The 20,763-nt window shown below is 44.8% G+C and carries 15 protein-coding genes; 10 read left to right on the forward strand and 5 right to left on the reverse strand.

The window, feature by feature from the left end:
* The first annotated feature begins 123 nt into the window (after positions 1-123).
* Positions 124-573, forward strand: a complete 450-nt coding sequence (locus HWQ40_RS19935) for an SRPBCC family protein (RefSeq protein ID WP_292780799.1) — start codon at positions 124-126, stop codon at positions 571-573.
* 91 nt (positions 574-664) lie between these two features.
* On the opposite strand, the gene HWQ40_RS19940 is transcribed toward HWQ40_RS19935, so the two are convergent.
* A complete protein-coding gene (locus tag HWQ40_RS19940; RefSeq protein WP_292780802.1) occupies positions 665-1,486 on the reverse strand; it encodes a SirB1 family protein in 822 nt (273 codons plus the stop codon).
* Positions 1,487-2,057: 571 nt separating this feature from the next.
* On the opposite strand from HWQ40_RS19940, the gene atpD reads away from it, so the two are divergent.
* From atpD to HWQ40_RS19955, 3 genes are all read left to right on the forward strand, one after another.
* Positions 2,058-3,506, forward strand: coding sequence for a F0F1 ATP synthase subunit beta (gene atpD / locus HWQ40_RS19945; protein WP_190891177.1), 1,449 nt, complete (start codon positions 2,058-2,060; stop codon positions 3,504-3,506).
* A 173-nt stretch (positions 3,507-3,679) separates the two neighbouring features.
* A complete protein-coding gene (gene atpC / locus HWQ40_RS19950; RefSeq protein WP_094348863.1) occupies positions 3,680-4,093 on the forward strand; it encodes an ATP synthase F1 subunit epsilon in 414 nt (137 codons plus the stop codon).
* A 152-nt stretch (positions 4,094-4,245) separates the two neighbouring features.
* Positions 4,246-6,378, forward strand: coding sequence for a flotillin family protein (locus tag HWQ40_RS19955; RefSeq protein WP_292780808.1), 2,133 nt, complete (start codon positions 4,246-4,248; stop codon positions 6,376-6,378).
* A gap of 336 nt (positions 6,379-6,714) precedes the next feature.
* Here HWQ40_RS19955 and HWQ40_RS19960 read toward each other — a convergent pair whose 3' ends face one another.
* Positions 6,715-7,377 (reverse strand): hypothetical protein, encoded by a 663-nt coding sequence (locus HWQ40_RS19960; protein ID WP_292780810.1) that lies wholly within the window; start codon positions 7,375-7,377, stop codon positions 6,715-6,717.
* A gap of 126 nt (positions 7,378-7,503) precedes the next feature.
* Between HWQ40_RS19960 and HWQ40_RS19965 the strand changes: the two genes are divergently transcribed.
* A complete protein-coding gene (locus HWQ40_RS19965) occupies positions 7,504-9,294 on the forward strand; it encodes a serine/threonine-protein kinase (RefSeq protein WP_292780812.1) in 1,791 nt (596 codons plus the stop codon).
* A gap of 10 nt (positions 9,295-9,304) precedes the next feature.
* Here HWQ40_RS19965 and HWQ40_RS19970 read toward each other — a convergent pair whose 3' ends face one another.
* The gene (locus HWQ40_RS19970) at positions 9,305-9,604 is read right to left on the reverse strand and encodes a 30S ribosomal protein PSRP-3 (protein WP_094333099.1); all 300 of its coding nucleotides are present in this window, start codon (positions 9,602-9,604) and stop codon (positions 9,305-9,307) included.
* 232 nt (positions 9,605-9,836) lie between these two features.
* On the opposite strand from HWQ40_RS19970, the gene HWQ40_RS19975 reads away from it, so the two are divergent.
* Positions 9,837-10,268: a DUF29 domain-containing protein gene (locus tag HWQ40_RS19975; protein WP_334985217.1), complete on the forward strand. Its 432-nt coding sequence runs from the start codon at positions 9,837-9,839 to the stop codon at positions 10,266-10,268.
* Between the two features lie 32 nt (positions 10,269-10,300).
* On the opposite strand, the gene HWQ40_RS19980 is transcribed toward HWQ40_RS19975, so the two are convergent.
* Entirely contained in the window at positions 10,301-10,927 is a 627-nt protein-coding gene (locus tag HWQ40_RS19980; protein WP_292780815.1) for a TetR/AcrR family transcriptional regulator, read from the reverse strand.
* A gap of 167 nt (positions 10,928-11,094) precedes the next feature.
* Here HWQ40_RS19980 and HWQ40_RS19985 point away from each other — a divergent pair, with 167 nt between their 5' ends.
* From HWQ40_RS19985 to HWQ40_RS20000, 4 genes are all read left to right on the forward strand, one after another.
* Positions 11,095-12,375 (forward strand): NAD(P)/FAD-dependent oxidoreductase, encoded by a 1,281-nt coding sequence (locus tag HWQ40_RS19985; RefSeq protein WP_292780818.1) that lies wholly within the window; start codon positions 11,095-11,097, stop codon positions 12,373-12,375.
* Positions 12,376-12,445: 70 nt separating this feature from the next.
* On the forward strand, positions 12,446-13,939 hold the full coding sequence (locus HWQ40_RS19990; RefSeq protein WP_292780821.1) for an efflux RND transporter periplasmic adaptor subunit: 1,494 nt from the start codon (positions 12,446-12,448) through the stop codon (positions 13,937-13,939).
* A gap of 187 nt (positions 13,940-14,126) precedes the next feature.
* Positions 14,127-17,360: an efflux RND transporter permease subunit gene (locus HWQ40_RS19995; RefSeq protein ID WP_292780823.1), complete on the forward strand. Its 3,234-nt coding sequence runs from the start codon at positions 14,127-14,129 to the stop codon at positions 17,358-17,360.
* 237 nt (positions 17,361-17,597) lie between these two features.
* The gene (locus HWQ40_RS20000) at positions 17,598-19,292 is read left to right on the forward strand and encodes an alpha/beta hydrolase (protein WP_292780825.1); all 1,695 of its coding nucleotides are present in this window, start codon (positions 17,598-17,600) and stop codon (positions 19,290-19,292) included.
* A gap of 479 nt (positions 19,293-19,771) precedes the next feature.
* Here the strand turns inward: HWQ40_RS20000 and HWQ40_RS20005 are convergent, their stop codons facing one another.
* Complete coding sequence (locus tag HWQ40_RS20005; protein ID WP_292780827.1) at positions 19,772-20,017, reverse strand: hypothetical protein; 246 nt, start codon at positions 20,015-20,017, stop codon at positions 19,772-19,774.
* Positions 20,018-20,763: the final 746 nt, after the last annotated feature.

Below are 20,763 nucleotides of genomic sequence, written 5' to 3' on the forward strand. Positions count from 1 at the left end.
AAGGCAGAAGTTCTTTAATTTCGAATTTTGAATTGATTTCTTCCCTGCCCCCCTGCTCCCCCATGTCCCACTTTGCTGAATTTTGCGTTACTCTAATTGCAGCAACAGCATCAAAGATGTGGAATGTCCCAAGTTTTGGAACAATCGATTCAAATTAATGCTACAGCTACGGTGGTGGAGCGCTGTATTAGCGATTTAGCTCTCATGCACCGTTGGCTCAACCCCGTTCTCCGTTGCGAACCTGTGGGCGAAGCTTGGAGTACCGATGTCGGCAGTAAAAGTCGTTTTATTATTCAAATTCCTCTACTAAAACCCACCTTGAATAGCGTAGTTGTAGAACGACAACCGGGTTTAGTAGTTTGGGAATTTCAGGGATTTTTTCAAGGGCGTGATCGCTGGGAATGTCAACCCACAGAAAAGGGAACGCTTCTACTCAACTGCTTTGAGTACAATATCCCTAACCCCTTAATTAGTTGGGGCTTCAACACTTTTGCTGCATCTTGGACAAAAGAAGATATGCAAGCCCAGCTACGTCGCCTCAAACGAGTCGCAGAAGAACAAAATAATTCGTAATTGGGCATTGGGCATTGGGCATTGGGCATTGGGCATTGGGCATTGGGCATGGTTATTCTCCTTGTCCCCTTATCCTCCCACTCCCCACTCCCTACTCCCTACCCAATTCGGTAAGTAGCCGCCGAATCATAGATGCATCCTCGGCTTCAGGAACTTTTGCTAAATAATTTTGTAAGTCGTCTACGGCTTGGGGGTAGTAACCGAGTTGATAGTAGATCAAACCGCGATCGCGCAATTCTAAAGTTAAACCAGGAAACAGCAACAAAATTCGTTCAACTGCTGCCAACGTTTTTTCTAACTCTTGCTGTTTGAGGTAAATAAATTTTAAATTTGTCAACATCCGGGCCAAAAATTGCCGATTACTAACTACAGCTAAAAATTCTGGTTGTAGCGTCACAGGTTGCTGATAAAGTTGAGACAGCCGTTCCTCGCAATCTTGGGCAAATATTATTTCACCGCCATTGAAAGCATCCACAAAAATCTCTATATCGGGAATATCTGGGCGGATCAGGAAATGTCCCGGCATCCCTATACCCACCATCGGAAAATCAATCCGTCGAGCAACTTCCAGGTAAACCAGCGCTAAGGTAATGGGAATCCCCAATCGGCGAGCGATTACATCATTGAAAAAGCTGTTGCGTGGGTCGTAATAGTAAATTTTATTACCAGAAAATTTTAAATCTTCGTAGAGATACTGATTAATAGTTTGAACTATCCGCAAAGGATATCGTGAAGAAGGTAGGCGTTCTTGAAGCTCCCATGCCATTGTATCAAGGGTGTTGAGATATTCCTCTGGATCTAGGTTGGGATATTCTTCTTGGGCAATGTACAAAGCTGCCTTTGCTAGGTCAATGTGCTCGTCAGGCTGCTGAATCTCCTGATAAAAATATTGTCGTGCTGACGAGAAATTCATAAGCTGTTGCTCGGTGGAGGTGCGAGGATGAAGCCGCAGGTACGCCCAATTCAGGCATCGCGGCTTGGCTAAAAACTGTTTTTGTATCTATCTTTATCTTATGGATATTCAGAAGTTTTGGAAATGTAGTTTATGGATAGCTTGATATATATCTATTACTAACTAACTTTTAGTAAATGCTGCGTTGGTGATGTCTTCTATGGGCTGTAACCACGCAAAGCACATGACGTAATACAAATATGCATTATTTCTAAGACCAAAGTTAGATATCAAAATATCTAGCTTTTTGCTTGCAAGTGTAAATATTTAGAGAATTTAAAATAATGGTATTTTTTGCTACAGTACATAAAAATCAGGGCGATCGCATCTGAAAAATGAGATTAGGATAAACTTGAGCATATTCTGTCAATCTGGTCAAGATGAGGACTACAACCACAACCGCCAAACTCCTTTTTAAGGAATTACTAAGAGAGTTATGTCCCCGTCCGATGCTAGAGTGAAAGGTGACATTTCTTATTCTTATGTCTTCTCCGACCTTATCTGAAATCTAGCTTCACTCATTAGGCGCAGCATGGTAACAACCGCAGAAAAAACAAACATTGGTTACATTACCCAAATCATTGGCCCAGTTGTAGACGTTAAATTTCCCGGCGGGAAATTGCCACAAATCTACAACGCTTTGAAAATCGTTGGCACCAACGAAGCTGGACAGGAAATCAACATCACCGTTGAAGTACAGCAACTGCTGGGCGACAACCAGGTGCGGACTGTTGCGATGAGTTCCACCGAAGGCTTAGTCCGCGGTTTTGAAGTGTCCGATACAGGCGCTCCTATCAACGTACCAGTTGGTAAAGCCACTTTGGGTCGAATTTTCAACGTCCTTGGCGAACCTGTGGATAACAGGGGCCCTGTAAATGCTGAGGCAAGTTTACCCATCCACCGCTCTGCTCCCAAATTCACTGACCTGGAAACCAAGCCTTCCGTGTTTGAGACTGGGATTAAAGTTGTTGACCTTCTGACTCCCTATCGACGCGGCGGTAAGATTGGTCTGTTCGGTGGTGCTGGTGTTGGTAAGACCGTCATTATGATGGAATTGATCAACAACATCGCTACCCAGCATGGTGGAGTATCCGTATTTGCTGGCGTGGGTGAACGCACCCGTGAAGGCAATGACCTCTACAACGAAATGATTGAGTCTGGGGTAATCAACAAAGACAACCTCAACGAATCAAAAATTGCTCTAGTTTACGGTCAAATGAACGAGCCACCCGGAGCCAGAATGCGGGTTGGTCTATCGGGATTGACAGTAGCAGAATACTTCCGGGATGTAAACAAGCAGGATGTGCTGCTGTTTATTGATAACATTTTCCGGTTTGTACAAGCAGGTTCGGAAGTATCCGCGCTACTAGGTCGGATGCCTTCAGCGGTAGGATATCAGCCCACATTGGGAACCGATGTAGGTGAACTGCAAGAGCGGATTACCTCGACTACCGAGGGTTCCATTACCTCCATTCAGGCAGTGTACGTACCTGCGGATGACCTCACCGACCCCGCACCTGCTACCACCTTCGCCCACTTGGACGGAACCACAGTACTGTCTCGGGGTTTGGCAGCTAAGGGAATTTACCCCGCAGTTGACCCCCTTGGTTCAACTTCCACCATGCTCCAGCCCAATATTGTCGGTGACGAACACTACAATACTGCCCGTGCGGTGCAATCAACTCTGCAACGTTATAAAGAACTCCAAGACATTATCGCCATTCTCGGTCTAGATGAATTGTCTGAAGAAGACCGTCTGATCGTCGCGCGGGCGCGGAAAGTTGAGCGTTTCTTGTCTCAGCCGTTCTTTGTGGCAGAAGTATTCACCGGTTCTCCTGGTAAGTACGTGAAGTTGGAAGACACCATCAAAGGGTTCCAAAAGATTCTGTCTGGTGAGTTAGATGCTCTACCAGAACAGGCTTTCTACTTGGTTGGCGATATTAACGAAGCGATCGCCAAAGCTGAAAAAATCAAAGGTTAGTCATTAGTCATTGGTCATTGGTCATTAGTCATTAGTCATTAGTTCAACTACTAATGACTAATGGCAATTACAAAGGACAAATGACATAGACGCGCCAGCGGCTACTCTACGAGAACGCCAAAGGCGAACCCGCAGGGTAGGACAAAGGACGAAGGACAAAGGACAAAAGACAAATGACATTAACCGTTCGTGTAATTTCCCCAGATAAAACAGTCTGGGATGCTCCAGCTGAAGAAGTCGTTTTGCCTAGCACTACTGGTCAACTAGGTATCCTAACTGGACACGCACCACTTTTGACTGCTCTAGATACTGGTGTCATGCGAGTTCGTGGCGCTAAAAATCAGAATTGGGAAGCGATCGCTCTTTTGGGTGGCTTTGCCGAAGTCGAAGAAAATGAAGTGACAATTCTGGTTAACGGCGCTGAACGTGGTGACAAAATTAACCTTGATGAAGCTCGTACTGCTTACAACCAAGCAGAAGCACGTCTAAGTCAAGTGTCAGCAGACGATCGCCAAGCCCAAATTCAGGCAAACCAAGCCTTCAAACGCGCCCGCGCTCGGTTTCAAGCTGCTGGCGGTTCGGTCTAATTTAACTTTCTATTTCAACTTTGTAGGTTGGACATTACCCAACCTACAAATTATTTATTAAATTTAAAAAAATTACGTCAAGTTTAAGAAATAGAGGCTAGCCTTAGTGAAGTGTTAACTTAGCTAATTAGTTGCCCAGATGGGCACAGATTATGAAAAGGTTTTCATCTTTACTTGGTACTCGTAAACAAAATAAGGTAGCTAGCTTTGCAGCATCTGTCGTAGCAACCTTAGCAATGGCTGCGCCAACGTCTTCTCTACGAGACGCTACGCGAATGACGATTGCTGTAAGTATTCACCCTGCCAATGCGACTTCTGTAAAAACAACTACTGCATCAGTCCAGCTAAATCAGACCACACCAAATATTGCTCAGTTACAAACTAGCAGGACTCAATATCAAGCTGCTGGAATTGACCCTGTTGTACTGGTTCCCATTCTACTTGTTGGCGGTTTAGTTATATTTGTGCCCCTATTCTTTGGTGGACTTGTAGTAATTGGCGAACGTGAAGTCGGTATTGTAGTTAGAAAATTTACCCTTTCTGGGCGCGGACTCCCCGCCGGCAGTCTGATAGCCCTCAACGGCGAAGCTGGCTTGCAGGCAGATACTTTAGCTCCTGGTTGGCACTGGGGCTATTGGCCTTGGCAGTATTCTGTAAAGAAAGAACCGGTAATTGTTGTTCCCCAAGGGGAAATCGCTTTGATTGTGGCGGCAGATGGAGCATCCAACCCACCAGAGCGGATTTTGGGTAAAATTGTCAGTTGTGACAACTTCCAAGATGCTCGAAAATTCCTCGCCCAAGGTGGGGAAAAAGGGCGGCAAATGGGTTTTCTTACGGCTGGTACGTACCGGATTAATACTGCCCTGTTTAAAGTCATCATGGCAGCAAATTCCAGCGCTCATGGCATGACTCCAGAACAGTTGCGAGTGTATAGTCTGGCATCTGACAAAGTTGGCATCGTCACTACTTTAGATGGCGTGCCAATTTCCGCAGGTGAACTCGCAGGCGCGATAATTGACGGACACGACAACTTCCAAAATGGTCAGAAATTTATTAATGGCGGTGGGCGGCGAGGTTTACAAGAACAGATATTGCTTTCTGGTTCTTGGAACTTGAATCCTTGGTTTGTCCAAGTTGAGCAAGTACCAATGACGGAAATTCCCATTGGGTATGTGGGTGTGGTGATTTCTTTCGTGGGTAAAGCACATCAAGATGTCAGTGGTGCAGCTTTCACCCACGGTAACTTGGTTAATCCTGGACATAAGGGCGTATGGATCGAACCGCTGTATCCTGGCAAGCACCCAATTAATTCCCGGATTATGAAGATGGAACTGGTGCCAACGACCAACATTGTATTAAATTGGTCAGACCGTACCGAACGCCACAGCTATGATGCTCAACTAGCTTCCTTGACAGTGCGATCGCGTGATGGGTTTGCCTTTGATTTGGAAGTAGCACAAATTATCCATGTGGGTGCTTTGGATGCCCCGAAGGTAATTTCTCGCGTTGGTGCAATGCAAAATCTGGTAGACCATGTATTAGAACCGACCATCGGAAATTATTTCCGCAACTCAGCCCAAGACTATACTGTACTAGACTTTCTGACTGCTCGGAGTGAACGGCAAGCTGAGGCTGCTGAGTATATTAAAACAGCATTACGGGCTTATGACGTGCAAGCGATCGACACCCTCATTGGTGATATTCAGCCACCAGCGTCGTTAATGCAGACACAGACAGACCGGAAAATTGCTGAAGAAGAACGCAAGACTTATGAAGTCCAGCAGATGGCGCAAACCCAACGGCAGCAACTTGTCCGGGAAACGGCACTGGCTAATATCCAGCAAGAAATGGTGAAATCGGAGCAGAGTGTACATATTGCTGACCTAAAAGCCCAAGCCCAAATCAAAGAGGCGAACGGTGAAGCTGAGGGGACAAAACTCCGGACAATTGCTGAAGCAGAAGGTATTCGGGCCACAGGTAACGCCAAAGCTGAAACCTACCGCGCTGGTGTGGAAGCCTTGGGGCCACAAGGTTATACAGCAATGCAACTGATGCAGATTATCGGCGATCGCAATGTCCGCTTGATTCCAGATGTCTTAGTTGGCAGCAATGGCAGCAATAACGGCTTAGTGGATGGGCTACTATCGATGATTTTATGGAATCAAACTGGTAAGGGTGAATTGACACCAACACCTTTGCATCCACAACCGATAGTTACCCAAGCACAACCAACCTCAGAAAACGGTTATCCACCTATAGTTGTGAATTTTCCTGTAGATAAGTAACATTGGCAACATCTGGTAGGGGCGTAGATATGTGCATACGTGTCAACTTAACGTGAAACCCGCTTGGTGATAACGTTTTACCCTCACCCCCAGCCCCTCTCCCCAGGGAGAGGGGAGCCTGAGATTTAATTCCCCTTCTCCCTTGAGAGAAGGGGTTAGGGGATGAGGGCGTGAGGTGATGTGTAAAACACCTACCTGATATAGCTTTCAGCTTAAGTTGATACCAATGAGATATGTGCGCCCCCAATACGGTTTGGATAAGCAGAGGAGGCAAGGGAGGAAATAGTTGCAACGAGCCACGTTCAGCCTCTTCTCCCAAACTAAAATTCAATCGTTTTACCTTCTAATTGTCCGTCGCTCAAGATAGATTCGCTCTACATCAGAACGAGCAGCTATCGTTTGGATTAACAAAGGGGTGACTTCCGCCACCACAATTGGTGTATAAAGAGACTGATAAATGACCCGCTGGTTACTTTCCTTAAGTTGGTTTACAAGAGGTTGCTGAATTGCCTCATAGTGAGATTTAAGAGTATTTAAGTGATTTTGATGCTCAGTGCGGTTCGATCCTCGATAAGGCTGAACTGTTTCTTCTTTTAGATGAAAAATGACTCTGATAGGGCTATTGCTTCCTTGACTAATGCGGTTAGCTAATTCGGTTTCCAATTTGCCAACGAAGCCTTTATTGTTGATTGCTTGAATAGCCTGCTCTAACACTTCCTGACTAATTTGATTGCCAGCAGCATCAAGGGATACACCATAGATATTGCCTTGGGTATCTATTAGCTTAAACCGCATGATTCCAGTATCAGCTAGAGTTGCTTTGTTAACTACACTGAGGTGTTCAGCCGCGATACCTGTAGTCTTAGAAACCTCTAACTTAGCTTTTTCAGCTAAATTGTTTAATGTCTGGTTTCCTGAGAGCGGAAGGCTAAAGGCTACTGTAGGCACAAATGAGATAATAGCAGATAAGCAAATGGTTAGACCTAAGAACTTCTGCATCTTGATAACAAGCTATTTTTACTAGTATTTTTTAGCAATTTTTATACTTGATCGTAAACAGTTCCGAGTTCTAAGTAACTAAAAACAGTTATATTTTATTGTAGATGCTGTGTAGGCAAAGAAATTTTGCTTTTACAAGAACGTTATCGTTTACTCAAGCAGATTAGTAAAGGGGGATTCTGTAAAACCTTCCTCGCTGTAGATGAAGGTGAGTTTCCGCCAGTTCCTTGCGTTGTTCAAGAATTATTGCTGGAAGATGAAACATTTAAAAATTTTCAGCAAAAGGCGCAAAAGCTAGAGGAATTAGGAAAGCATCCCCAAATTCCCACGTTATTAAATTATTTTCAGCAGAAGGGACATTTTTATTTAGTGCAGGAGTTTATTGCAGGCACTAATTTAGCTCAGGTGGTTGAAGAAGAAGGCGCTTTTAATGAAACTCAGATTTGGCAACTTTTAGAAGATTTATTGCCAGTTTTTCAGTTTATTAGTGATCGCAACATCATTCACCGCGATATTAAACCCCAAAATATCATCCGTAGATCCCCAATTACCAAGAAGGGGGATTTCGTCATAGTCGATTTTTCCACTGCGAAAATCTTCACAGAAATCGATCGGCTAACATTTGAAACCAGTATCGGCAGTCCAGAATACGCTGCACCAGAGCAGACGAAGGGAAAAGCCGTTTTTGCTAGTGATTTATATAGCTTGGGTGTAACTTGCATTTACTTACTTACCCAGATTTCTCCCTTTGATTTATTTGATATTGCAAATGATTGCTGGGTTTGGCAACAATATCTTACTACTAAGGTAAGCGATGTCTGGCGACAAGACTCAAAGAGTCTACGCTTGGAGCAAATTCTCGACAAGCTGCTGCAAAATTCTGTTAACCGTCGCTTTCAATCGGCTGATAAAGTTATGCAAGCAATGGGTATGGAATCTAAAACTCAAAATTTGAAATTACCAAATCCTCCTTGGCGATGCTTGGATACCCTAACTGAGCATTCTGGAACATTGAGTAGTGTGAATGCCCTTGCCATTAGTCCTGACGGTTACACTTTAGCCAGTGGTAGTGATGATAAAAACATCAAGTTGTGGGATTTAAATACCCAAAAAGTCCTAGCTAGCTTATCAGGACACTCACACGCAGTAAAATCAGTTGCCTTCAGTCCTGATGGGAAAATTCTGGCAACTGCTAGCGATGATAAAACTATCAAATTGTGGGAGGTTGAGACATTAAAGGAAATCTGCATCCTATTAGGACACTCACACGCAGTAAAATCAGTTGCTTTCAGTCCAGATGGGCAGATTCTCGCTAGTGGTAGCTGGGATAAAACAGTCAAACTTTGGGATGTAAATACTGGCACAGAAATTTGTACCATAACTGGACACCAATTACAGGTAAATTCAGTAGCATTTAGTCCCCAAGGACAGCTTTTAGCCAGCGCTAGTTATGACAGAACAATTCGCTTGTGGCAGATACCTGTATTAGAAGGTTCCCAGAGAGAATTTCAAAACCGCCCATGCTATAGCTTGTTAAGCACCCTTTCGGGTCATGCATGGGCGGTTTTGACAGTCGCTTTTAGTCCCAATGGGAAAATTTTGGCGACGGGTAGTGATGATAACACTATTAAATTGTGGGAGGTAAACACTGGTCAGCTAATTTGCACATTTGTAGGCCATTCTTGGTCTGTGGTAGCTGTGGCTTTTAGTGCCGATGGTGAAACGCTCCTAAGCGCAAGTTGCGACAAAACAGTTAAACTTTGGAGGGTAAGCACAGCAGAAGAGATTGCTACTCTCTCTGGTCATGTAGACTCAGTATCTGCTGTTGCTGTGAGCAAAGTTACACAATTAATTGCAAGCGGCAGCCGGGACAAGACTATCAAACTGTGGCAGCTTGTAGAACAGGACAATAGCTAATTTTGTAATATCAAGCGCTACCTGTAAAGGCAACTTCTGGAAATTTCAACTGAGCTTCTGCCATTGGACGGTTTCTACCTTCCTCTTGCCAGTAGTTAATCACTTCTGTCGCTTTGTTAAGCAACTCAACACGATCCAGGTCAGTAATCCAATGTTTGGACTCTAATTCCTTTTTTAACTCTTCCCAGGCGTCATTTCTGGGCCAAAAAAAGTACTTAGTCAAAGGACTGGTGCCTTTGCCTACAACTTGATCGACTGCTAGAGCAACGTTCTCGTCTAACCACAGAATTTTCAAAATAAACTTGGTCAATCACACCTCCGGGAATTTCCGGGCATTACTTAACTAGGATAGCGATCGCTTATTTTAACGCAATACTCTATCAAATGACCAAACAGTGATTGAGAATGGGCTACCATAAGGTTTAGTCGGCGCTAACTAAAAATGCTGATGACCGAAACAGACTCATGATACAGAACAAGTAAATTTGTTTATGGGAATCATTAATTTTGAATTTTGAATTTTGAATTCGGAGCGAAGCGACGTGACTGCCCAACTACCTCAATCTCCAATCACATCTGGTTCAGATTTGTATGAGCAAGACTTTTACCTGTGGATTCAAACCACAGCAGAACTGCTCAAGCAAAAGAATTTCACACAACTGGACTTAGACAACCTGATTGAAGAAATTGAAACAATAGGTAGGAGTGAAAAGAAAGCACTCAGAAGCAATTTGGAAATGGTGCTAATGCATCTATTAAAGTATAAGTATCAAGCCGAGAAGCGCTCTGGTAGTTGGCGAGCAACAATTCGGGAGCATCGCAAACGCCTCAGACAAGCTCTAGAAGAAAGTCCTAGCCTTAAACCTTATTTTGATGAGGTTTTCGGGCAGTGTTATGACCATGCTAGGCTGTTAGCTGCTGATGAAACTGAATTGGCTGTGGCTATTTTTCCTGAAAAATCTCCCTTACACTAGAGCAAGTCCTCAACTCTGATTTTTTGCCGGAGTCATAATCTCACGCTCTTGCTTGGATGAATAATCAGTGAAAGCAAGCCATCAATGAGGCGATCGCCCTCTATTGGTATAATATCTCCACCATGCAGCAGATTTCGCGTAGTCACAATATGGAGGAGCGTTCCGATAAAGGTTCGGGCTGCAACTTCTGGGTCGGCAAGCTGAAGTTTAGGATGAGTAGCAAAGTATTGGGTGATAAAGTCAAGATTTGGTTTCTCAACATTTTGGAGAAAAGCGCGTCCTAATTCTGGAAAGCGACCTGATTCACCAATGACAATTCGGAAAAGTGCTATATCTTGCGGGTTTTCAGCAGCACAGTTAAGCATTTTAGTAGCATGACGTTTCAAGAATACAACGGGTTCTTCATGGGATGAGGGAAAGTCTTGTTGCTCAAAAAAGTTTACTTTCTCTGCCATTCGTTGGATTAGGGCGGTAAACAATGTCTCCTTATCGGCAAAGCGTCGGTAAACTGTGGCTTTAGAAACCCCTGCGGCTGCCACAATTTTATCGATCCTGGCTCCTGCATAGCCATGCTCCATAAACTCCTGCATCGCTCCACGCAGAATTGCTTCAGTTTTTTCGGGCGATAACTCCCGCTCAACACTCTTAACGTTACTCATCACTCAATTTCCCGCTTTGCTGGGCATCCACTAACACTATTGACTGATTTCTATTATACCTCCTTGACAAGACGAAACTGTTTTGTTTATCATTACTTTTAAACAAGACTAAACAGTTTCGTCTGTTAAGACTAACTCAGCCGAAACAAAAATCAAGGAGAGTACAAATGCGATCGCCAGCACAGATTCATGAAACAGAAACAAATGATAATCTGCCGATTGTGATTCTAGGGGGTGGTTTTGCAGGATTGTTCGCAGCACTCCATCTTAGAGATTTACATTCCGGCCCGATTATTTTAATTGACCAATCGTGGTGCTTCGTTTTTAAGCCACTGCTGTATGAACTGCTCAGTAGCGAAGTCAAGCTAGAGTTAATCTGTCCCCGCTACGATGCATTGCTGCACAACAGTGGTATTACCTTTGTGTTTGGTACAGTAGAAGCGATCGACCTGGATCAAAAGCAGGTCAAGCTCGACTCTGGCTTAAAATATTCCTACAGTCATTTGGTATTGGCATTGGGCAGCACTACAAGCTACCTTGCTATACCTGGGGCAAAAGAACATACGCTATCATTCCGTACCGCCTATGATACGTTTGCGTTAGGACACCACTTACGAAACCGCTTGCAGTTGGCAACCCAAACCGAAGATATAGAGGAACACCGTGCTTTGCTGACTGTTGCGATTGTGGGTGGTGGTGCATCTGGGGTGGAAATGGCAGCAACGCTAGCGGATTTACTGCCAACTTGGTACATCCCTTTAGGCGGGAACCGACAGGACATTCAGATTGTGATTTTGCAGCGTGGTTCTGAGATTCTCAAAGAGTCTGCAAGCGATCGCCTCCGTGAAACTGCACAGTCGGCGCTGCAAGAGCGAACTGCCTCTGTCAATATATTGCTAGGATCTGAGGTCAAAGCGGTGCATCCGGGAACCGTAGAGTTTGAGCGCAATGGGCAACGGTGGAGATTAGGCGCCGCTACGGTGATATGGACAACTGGAAATGCTACAAATCCCGTGATTGACTCGCTCCCGATTCCGGCTGAAAACCGGGATGAACACAATCGCCTCCTAGTTAAACCGACTCTACAACTGCCAGAATTTCCAGAAGTATTTGCAGCGGGAGATTGTGCCATCGATCCGTTGAATTCCCAGCCTGCTACCGCTCAGGTTGCCTATCAACAAGGAGCGGCGATCGCTCACAATATCAAGGCGCTGATTGCCGGAAAATCTCTTATCCCTGCAACGGTAAATTTGCGGGGTACGTTGATGAAACTGGGACTGCACGAAAGCGCTGTAGAAATCTTTGATCGCTACGAGGTAAAAGGTCACTTGGGTCAGGCAATTCGCCTAGCAACCTATCTCGAACTCATGCCTACTCCAGCCCGTAACTTTGTCAACCGGACGGGATGGTTTACTGAAGAGATTTTGAAGCAGATTGCTGGTGTATAAAGCAAACTTCAGCCTTTGGTAATACTAATTAGTAAGAGAAGCATACTAAATTGAGGGAGTTAAATATCTTATGTCACTTGATCGCCCAATTACATCTGGATCTTCAGATCCAACTCACGAGCTAAAAAACGGTACTGCAAGAGGCTCTAGTTCAGTCTTAGCACCAGAATCTACAGATCCGATTAGTACTGAGGAAACCGCTTCTAAAGGCCCTCCACAGCGCAAGAAATGGCTTTGGGTGATACTGGCTGTTCTGCTAATTGGAGGCGGGGGTTTTGTGGCTTGGCGATTGTTAGGCAAGCGAGAAGCCCCACCACCAGCGCCACCGCCTCTTCCGGTGAAGGTGCAGACTGTTGAATCGAGTCAAGTTCGATCTACCTCTGAGTTTGTCGGCACATTAGAAGCCCAGCAGCGCGTTTCGCTTCAGCCGCAAATTCAGGGGCGAATCGAACGCATATTTGTATCCAGTGGCGATCGCGTCACCCAAGGAACGCCGATTCTGTCTCTAAGTTTGGATCAAACTACAGCCAATGTCTCCAGCGCCATTGCTACGGTTAACTCCAATCGGGCGGCTGTAGCAACCGCTCAGGCACAACTGGAATCAAAACGAGCCGATCAAGTGAAAGCCGCCGCAGATGTGAAATTACAGCAAGTGCAGTTCCAGCGAACCAAGATGCTTGTAACTGAAGGCGCACAGGCAAGGCAAGAACTCGATATTGCTAAAAATAACCTAGATGCAGCGATCGCCACCCTAGCCGCCGCCCAAAAGCAAGTAAATGCAGGCCAAGCCAGCATCAATCAGGCACAGTCCAACGTGCAGCAAGCCCAAGCTCAAGTTGCCTCAACTCAAGTTAATCAGAACCAGAAGCAGATAGTTGCACCACTTGATGGTATCGTTGGCGATTTCTCCGTCAAAGTGGGCGATTATGTGAATACTGGCGGTAACCTGACCACAATTACCAAAAACGATCTCCTGGATATGCGAATTTCGGTGCCGTCCAACAATGCTGCCCAATTGCGTCGGGGATTAGCTGTAGAGCTATTGGATGCTAACACAGGTAAGCGTTTAACCACCGGCAGTATTAACTTTATTTCACCGCAAGTGAATACATCTGGCCAATCTATTTTAGTGAAAGCTCGATTTACTAATTCAAATGGCAAATTGCGGGATGGGCAATATGTTCGCGCCCGAATTATTTGGAACCAGCAGCCGGGAATTTTGATTCCGACTCAAGTAGTGAATCGGATTGGCGGACAGAGTTTTGTCTATGTGGTGGAAGAAAACAAGTCAGCCCCTTCTCTGCGAGACGCTACGCGAACGGGGAAGTCAAAAGTCAAAAGTCAAAAGTCAAAAGAAAATGTTGTGGAAGGAGACAAGTCAAAACAAAAACCGCAATTCGTTGTGCATCAAAAACCTGTGAAGTTGGGTGATGTGCAAAGCGATGCCTCCGGCGGGCTACGCCTACGCTATCCCATTTTAGAGGGAATTAAACCAGGCGATCGCATAGTGGTGTCTAACATTCTCAAACTGCGAGATGGCGCACCCATCCAACCACAACCTTAAAAGTTAATCCCAATTTGAAACAAGAATGCAACACATAGTTAGGTGAAAGTCACTCTGGGTAAGACTTTCTCAATCCCTTCTCCCAAGGGGAGACGCTGCGCGAACGGGTTCAGCAGTCACTCATGGGGGAGACCCCCAAGACCGCGCTGCTTCACCAAAATCTAAAATCCAAAATAGTATAATCATCATGTCGATCGCAGACACCTTTATCAAGCGACCTGTCTTATCAACGGTTTGCACCATAATAATCTTGCTGATTGGTAGCATCTGTATTCCTTTGCTGCCGATTAACAACTTACCGGAAATTGCCCCCATTCAAGTGCAAACCACTAGCGTCTATATTGGCGCAGATGCCCAAACCGTTGAAGATACCGTCTCAACCGTGATTGAGCGGCAAGTGAACGGGGTTGAGGGGATGCAGTACATGACTTCAAGCAGTGGTAATGACGGCTCCAGCAGCATTTCAACCCTGTTTGATCCAGCGAGTAACCGTAATATTAACCAAGTTAACGTCCAGAATCGAGCCGCGATCGCCCAACCGACTTTACCTGAGTCTGTGCGGCAAACTGGGGTAACTACTATAGCACGTTCCAACAGCATTCTGCTAGTTTATGGCTTCTATGCCGAAAATAGCGAGTACGACAATATCTTTTTGAGTAACTATGTTGACCTATACATCACCGATGCCATCAAGCGAGTCCCTGGTGTAGGGGATGCAACGCTGTCTGGGGAACGCCAATATGCAATGCGGCTGTGGCTTGACCCGAACGCTTTAGCTAGTCGGGGATTAACGGCAACGGATGTCAGCAGTGCGCTAACTTCTCAGAATGTTCAGGTGGGGGCAGGGTCGATTGGTCAAGCGCCCACGAAGACGGATCAGAACTCGAATTTCCCACTCCGCATCAATAGTAGATTAAAAGATGTCAAGGAATTTGAGAATTTGGTAATCAAGTCGGACACCAACGGCACACTGGTTAAACTCAAGGATGTGGGACGAGCCGAGTTAGGTGCGAAGGACTATACAACATCGGCATTGGTACAGGGCAAACCCGGCGTTGGGATGCTGATCTATCAGCTTCCGGGCAGCAATGCGCTAAATACTGCCAAAGCGGTGGAAGCGCAAATCGCAGAGCTAGAGAAAAACTTTCCCCCAGGGGTGAAAGCCGTCATCGCCTACGACACCAGCAAGTTTGTGGAAGTCTCAATCGAAGAAGTGGTCAAGACGCTGATAGAAGCGATCGCCCTAGTGGTGTTGGTGATTTTCGTCTTTTTGCAAGATTGGCGGGCGACGATCATTCCGGCGATCGCTATTCCTGTATCCCTGGTTGGTGCATTGGGGTTTGCTTATGTCTTGGGCTTCTCGCTCAACACGTTGACCACGTTTGGATTGGTACTGGCAACGGGTTTGGTGGTAGACGATGCGATCATCGTCGTTGAGGGAATTGCTGCCAAGATGGAACAAGGCTTAGACCGACGGCAAGCTGCTTTTGAGGCGATGGGGGAACTTTCAGGGGCAGTGATTGCCACCTCCTTGGTGTTGATGGCGGTATTTATCCCGGTGTCCTTTTTTCCGGGCGCGACCGGCATTATGTATCGGCAGTTCGCACTGATCATTATTTTCTCCATCGGCATTTCTTTATTCAATGCCCTGAGTTTCACTCCCAGTATGTCTGGACTCTTCCTGCATCATACCGAGGGTGAAGGGCAAGGGCCGCTGGGCTGGTTCTTTCGTCAGTTCAACCGGGGCTTTAGCTGGGTACTGAAGCAATACGAGGGTCTGAGCAAGTTTTTGATCCGCATCCGCATGTTCGTAGTCGGGCTATTTATCCTCGGACTGGCGGCAACAGCGTTTATGTATATTTCCGTCCCTAGTGGATTTGTGCCAGAAGAGGATCAAGGTATTATCGTTGGGATTATTCAGGCTCCCAATGGTGTTTCCCTCGCCTCCACCGAAAAAATTGTTAACACTGTATCTCAAACTCTGCAAAAAGAAGTGCCGGAGATGGAAGCGTCTCTCGTTATTGCCGGTTTTGGTCTTAACGGCAATGGGCCGAATCAGGGGACATTTTTCTTTAAGCTGAAAGATTGGAAAGAACGCAAGGGTGAAGAACATTCGGTGAAGGGGATCGTGCAAAGATTGAATGGCATCTTCGCCCAAAATCAAGATGCATTGATCTTCACCTCCAACCTGCCGGCCGTCTCTGGTTATGGGGTAACGGGTGGCTTTGAATTTCAACTTCAAGACCGCACCAACGGACAACTGAGTATCGATCAATTTCTGGCGATCGCGCAACAAATGATTGCCAAAGCCAATCAAAATCCCGTCTTGCGCCAAGTGTTCACTCAATTTACGTCTAGTACTCCCCAATACCAGATTGACATTAACCGCGATCGCTTAGAAGCCCTTGATGTCGATTTTAGTCAGGCAATGAATACTCTGGGCGCTTACATGGGTGGGCAGTATGTCAACGATTTTACCTTCTCCCAACGCAGCTACCGGGTATACATCCAAGCCGATGAACAGTTTCGGAACTCTCCAGACAATATTGGTCAAATTAATGTCCGTTCCAGAGGTGGTAATTTGGTGCTACTGAATGAAGTCGCCAAAGTGACTCCAATTACAGGGCCGCAAACCATCAGCCACTTCAACTTATTCCGCTCGATCAAGATTCAAGGCAGTGCTGCCCCAGGTTACAGTTCTGGGCAAGCAATTGCGGCAATGCAGGAGACCTTTAAAGAGATTGAGCAGCCAGGGCTGGGTTATGACTGGACTGGACTTTCCAGAGAAGAAAGCAAATCTGGCGGACAAGCGATCGTGCTGTTTGGTCTCGGTATTGTAGTCGTGTTTCTGATTTTAGCGGCTCAGTACGAAAATTATATCGACCCGATCATCATCTTGCTGACCGTGCCCTTCGCAGTTCTCGGCGCGATGGTGTTTATCTCATTTAGAGGGTTAGTCAACGATCTGTACTGTCAGGTGGCATTGGTAATGCTGATTGGTTTGGCGAGTAAGAACGCAATTTTGATTGTGGAATTTGCCAACCATTCGCGGGAGCAGGGCATGACGATCGCCCAGGCTGTACTCCATGCTGTCGAACAACGGTTCCGCCCGATTTTAATGACCACAATCGCCGCCCTGTGTGGGTTCGTTCCTTTATTGCTGTCATCTGGGGCTGGTGCAGCTAGTCGTAACTCCCTCGGTACGGCAGTGTTTGGCGGCTTATTGATTTCCACCATTTGCACCCTACTGCTAGTGCCTGTCCTTTATGTAGTGATCAAAAACCTCACAGACTTTGCCTCTAAAGGTAAACCTCCCAAGCCACCCCAATCGCCTGAACCTACTCCTGCTGGGGAATTAGCCTCTTTGAATGGAAAGAGTCAAAAAACAGTCGTCAAGTTTCAGGGAGATGCCCCTGCTTAACTGCTTGAGAGCGGCGTACCACACGCTACAAATGAAACAAACAAGCTAGTTTGTTTCTTGAAAGCGATTAGGATGCGATCGCTTTCAAGCTTGACTTCCAAGCGCTATCGTCTAATCCAAAATCTAAAATTGAAGCGGGGCGGGGCATGTATCAAAAAACTTTTTTAATCCAAAATCCAAAATCTAAAATCCAAAATCTAAAATTGGCACGGTCAAATTACTCATTCACACGATGCTATGAAACTTAAAATTCCTTCTTGGGTCGGTACCACTATCGGGCTGTTGAGCATGGGAATGATGCCAGCTCTCGGTGCTGAACAAATAAAATTTTCTTACAGTCTTTTAGAATTTTCTCTTCCTGTTACTGATTTAAAAACTTATGCTCAAGAAGGTAAAATTAGCAGTCAACTAGCATCATATACAAAGCGCCTCAAACCAGAGGATGTTGCTCAACTGCGTCAGGTTTTGACTGAAAAACAAAAATTAAGTCCCGTAGCAGTCTCTCAATTTCTTTATTCAGAAATTGGAGAATCGATGTTAAATTCTGCGGGTGAATTGATTCAAACAGATTCAAGACAAAACGGTTTTTATGCAATTCGTGCGGCGTTGATTCTAGCAGCGGCTGATCCAGGGGGATTAACACTACTTAATACGATGCGCTACTTCCCTTCACAGAATATTCGGATTAACACTGAAAAGCTTTTGGCACTGATGAATAAACTCTCCACTCTGAAAAAGGAGACAAATCAAGCTCTCTCTGTAATTGAGCAACAGTCTACTACAGAAGCATCTACTGAACCACCTGTAAATATCTCAAAATTACCGGAACTATACAACAAGTCAGGATCGTTTTCTTGGCAGAAAAAAGCGATCGCGTTTGTGGATACTAATCGTAAATCCCTGACTGGAAGTATTAAAACTAGAGTCATTCAGACAGATATCTATTTACCTGAAAGTCAATCATCCGCACCAGTTGTAGTCATTTCTCATGGACTAGGTTCCGATCGCGATAGCTTTGCTTACTTGGCAGAAAATTTAGCATCCTATGGATTTGCTGTTGTTGTTCCTCAGCATCCTGGTAGTGATTCTCTCCAAATGGAAGCACTACTCACAGGGAAAAGCCAACAAGTATTTGCAGACACAGAATTAATTGACCGACCTTTAGACGTAACGTTTGTACTTAATCAATTAGAGCAGCGTTCAACATCTGATCCCTGGCTACAAGGAAAAATCAACGTTCAACAAGTCGGTGTGATTGGACAATCTTTTGGTGGTTACACAGCCTTAGTCTTAGCTGGCGCACGCATCAATATTAATCAGTTGCACAAAGATTGTAAATCTGAATCTGATCCGGTCAATATGTCGTTGTTGTTGCAGTGTCGTGCTTTAGCACTGGGAAAAAATTCTCCTGATTATGAACAGATACAACAAAACTTAAGCAACCTAGATTTACGCGATCGCCGAGTCAAAGCTGTGATTGCTCTCAATCCAGTCACGAGTAGTCTTCTTGGGCAAGCAGGTCTGAGCCGAATCGAAATTCCCGTAGCCATTGCTGGTGGAGCCTCAGACACGTTTACTCCCGCCTTGTTGGAACAAGTACAAGCATTTTCCTGGTTGACTACCAAAGACAAGTATTTGGGTATTGGTGACAAAGGGAATCATACTGATTTGATTGCTGGTGTGAGTAGCGTAATTTTACCATCTTCTAACCGTTTCTCTAGTTTCTCTGGACGTGACCCAGAATTGGGACGCATTCATTTTCAGGCTTTTAGTACAGCTTTTATGAAAGTATATCTTGCTCACCAGACTGAATATCGTCCTTTTCTCAGTACATCTTATGTGAAGAACTCAAATCGTGATGAAGCAGTCAAGGTCTATTTCGTCAGGTCGCTACCACCAGGATTTCCCCAAGAATTAGTTCGCAAGAAATGAGAATTAAATAATTAATAGGACTTACACATTGACAATAAATGCCAAATATGAATAAGTTTAAAAACCACATCTTTCGTAAGGGCACAGCATTGCTCATTGGTGTCAACTTAAGCTTAAATGCTTATCCCCTTTAATCCTCCCTTAGAGGATGTTTTAAAAGTATTTAACTGTGATTTTAGGCACTTATCGATCCCCCCTAACCCCCCTTAAAAAGTGGGGAACCGGAATCAAAGTCCCCCAATTCATCGGGGGATTTAGAAGGATCTAGAACGTTTTGATACTTACAATAGGACTTTTAAAACATCCTCTTAGAAATAGGGGAAAAAGAAATCTAGTTCCCTCCCCTTTATAAGGCTACGGTGTACACACAAGTTTTCTAGAGTTGCTCCACAGCTTCTTGATCCCCCCAACCCCCCTTAAAAAGGCTACGGTGTACACACAAGTCTGAAGTTGCTCAAGAATCTGGGTTTTACCCCACTTTAACCACTGCTTGAATTCAATAAACGACCACCCGAATTCAATAAACGACCACCCGAATTCAATAAACGACCACCCAAAATCAATAAACGACCACCCGAATTCAATAAACGACCACCCAAAATCAATAAACGACCACCCGAATTCAATAAACGACCACCCAAAATCAATAAACGACCACCCGAATTCAATAAACGACCACCCAAAATCAATAAACGACCACCCGAATTCAATAAATGACCACCCAAAATCAATAAACTTATTGCATAAATTCTTAAAACCTCACCTTAAACCTGATTCACTAAGGTTTAAGCTTTAGTTTTACCTCACCCTAACCATCATTGCGATTAAGTAGGTAATCTTTGGGATTTAAGAAGAAATTCGACTTGTGTGTACACGGTAGCTTAAAAAGGGGGGCAAAGACCTCTCAAAGTCCTCCTTTTTAAGGAGGATTTAGGAGGATCTATTCTGTACACACATCTGTGAGGGTTAGGGTGGGGTAACACGGTGAGTAATGGTCAGTGAGTGAACTCAATATCACGTTTTAACAAAGGTTTCCCGTTAAGTTGACACTAATGAGCATTGCTTTGCCCTTAGAGGATGTTTGAAAAGTCATCTTCTCGGTATCAAAACTTTTAGATCCCTCTAAATCTCCCGATATATTGGGAGACTTAGATTCCGGTTCCCCCCTTTTTAAGGGGGGTTAGGGGGGATCTAAAAGTGCCTCAAATTACAGGTCTATTTACGATCGCAGGATAATTAATAAAAGCCTAAAACAACCTATGCATCATTCTTATTTAATTTTTACTTTTGCCTTGTTGTACTAAATATAATTTCAACCTAAACAATATGAATTTCAATCCACTCAATCTTAATCAATGGAATCAATGGTTGAATCGTAGGCAGCTTCAGGTTCTAGAAGCAGCTTATAAAGCGGCGCAGAATATTAAAGCCCTGGAAGACAAATATTTTAATGGTGGCAAGATTACCTATG

The organism is Nostoc sp. NMS9, assembly GCF_017114995.1.
Taxonomy (GTDB): Bacteria; Cyanobacteriota; Cyanobacteriia; order Cyanobacteriales; family Nostocaceae; genus Nostoc.

Coding starts and splice junctions, on each gene's coding strand:
- HWQ40_RS19935 (WP_292780799.1), top strand. CDS start 124: ATGTCCCAAGTTTTGGAACAATCGATTCAAATTAATGCTACAGCTACG.
- HWQ40_RS19940 (WP_292780802.1), bottom strand. CDS start 1,486: ATGAATTTCTCGTCAGCACGACAATATTTTTATCAGGAGATTCAGCAG.
- atpD (WP_190891177.1), top strand. CDS start 2,058: ATGGTAACAACCGCAGAAAAAACAAACATTGGTTACATTACCCAAATC.
- atpC (WP_094348863.1), top strand. CDS start 3,680: ATGACATTAACCGTTCGTGTAATTTCCCCAGATAAAACAGTCTGGGAT.
- HWQ40_RS19955 (WP_292780808.1), top strand. CDS start 4,246: ATGAAAAGGTTTTCATCTTTACTTGGTACTCGTAAACAAAATAAGGTA.
- HWQ40_RS19960 (WP_292780810.1), bottom strand. CDS start 7,377: ATGCAGAAGTTCTTAGGTCTAACCATTTGCTTATCTGCTATTATCTCA.
- HWQ40_RS19980 (WP_292780815.1), bottom strand. CDS start 10,927: ATGAGTAACGTTAAGAGTGTTGAGCGGGAGTTATCGCCCGAAAAAACT.
- HWQ40_RS19985 (WP_292780818.1), top strand. CDS start 11,095: ATGCGATCGCCAGCACAGATTCATGAAACAGAAACAAATGATAATCTG.
- HWQ40_RS19990 (WP_292780821.1), top strand. CDS start 12,446: ATGTCACTTGATCGCCCAATTACATCTGGATCTTCAGATCCAACTCAC.
- HWQ40_RS19995 (WP_292780823.1), top strand. CDS start 14,127: ATGTCGATCGCAGACACCTTTATCAAGCGACCTGTCTTATCAACGGTT.
- HWQ40_RS20000 (WP_292780825.1), top strand. CDS start 17,598: ATGAAACTTAAAATTCCTTCTTGGGTCGGTACCACTATCGGGCTGTTG.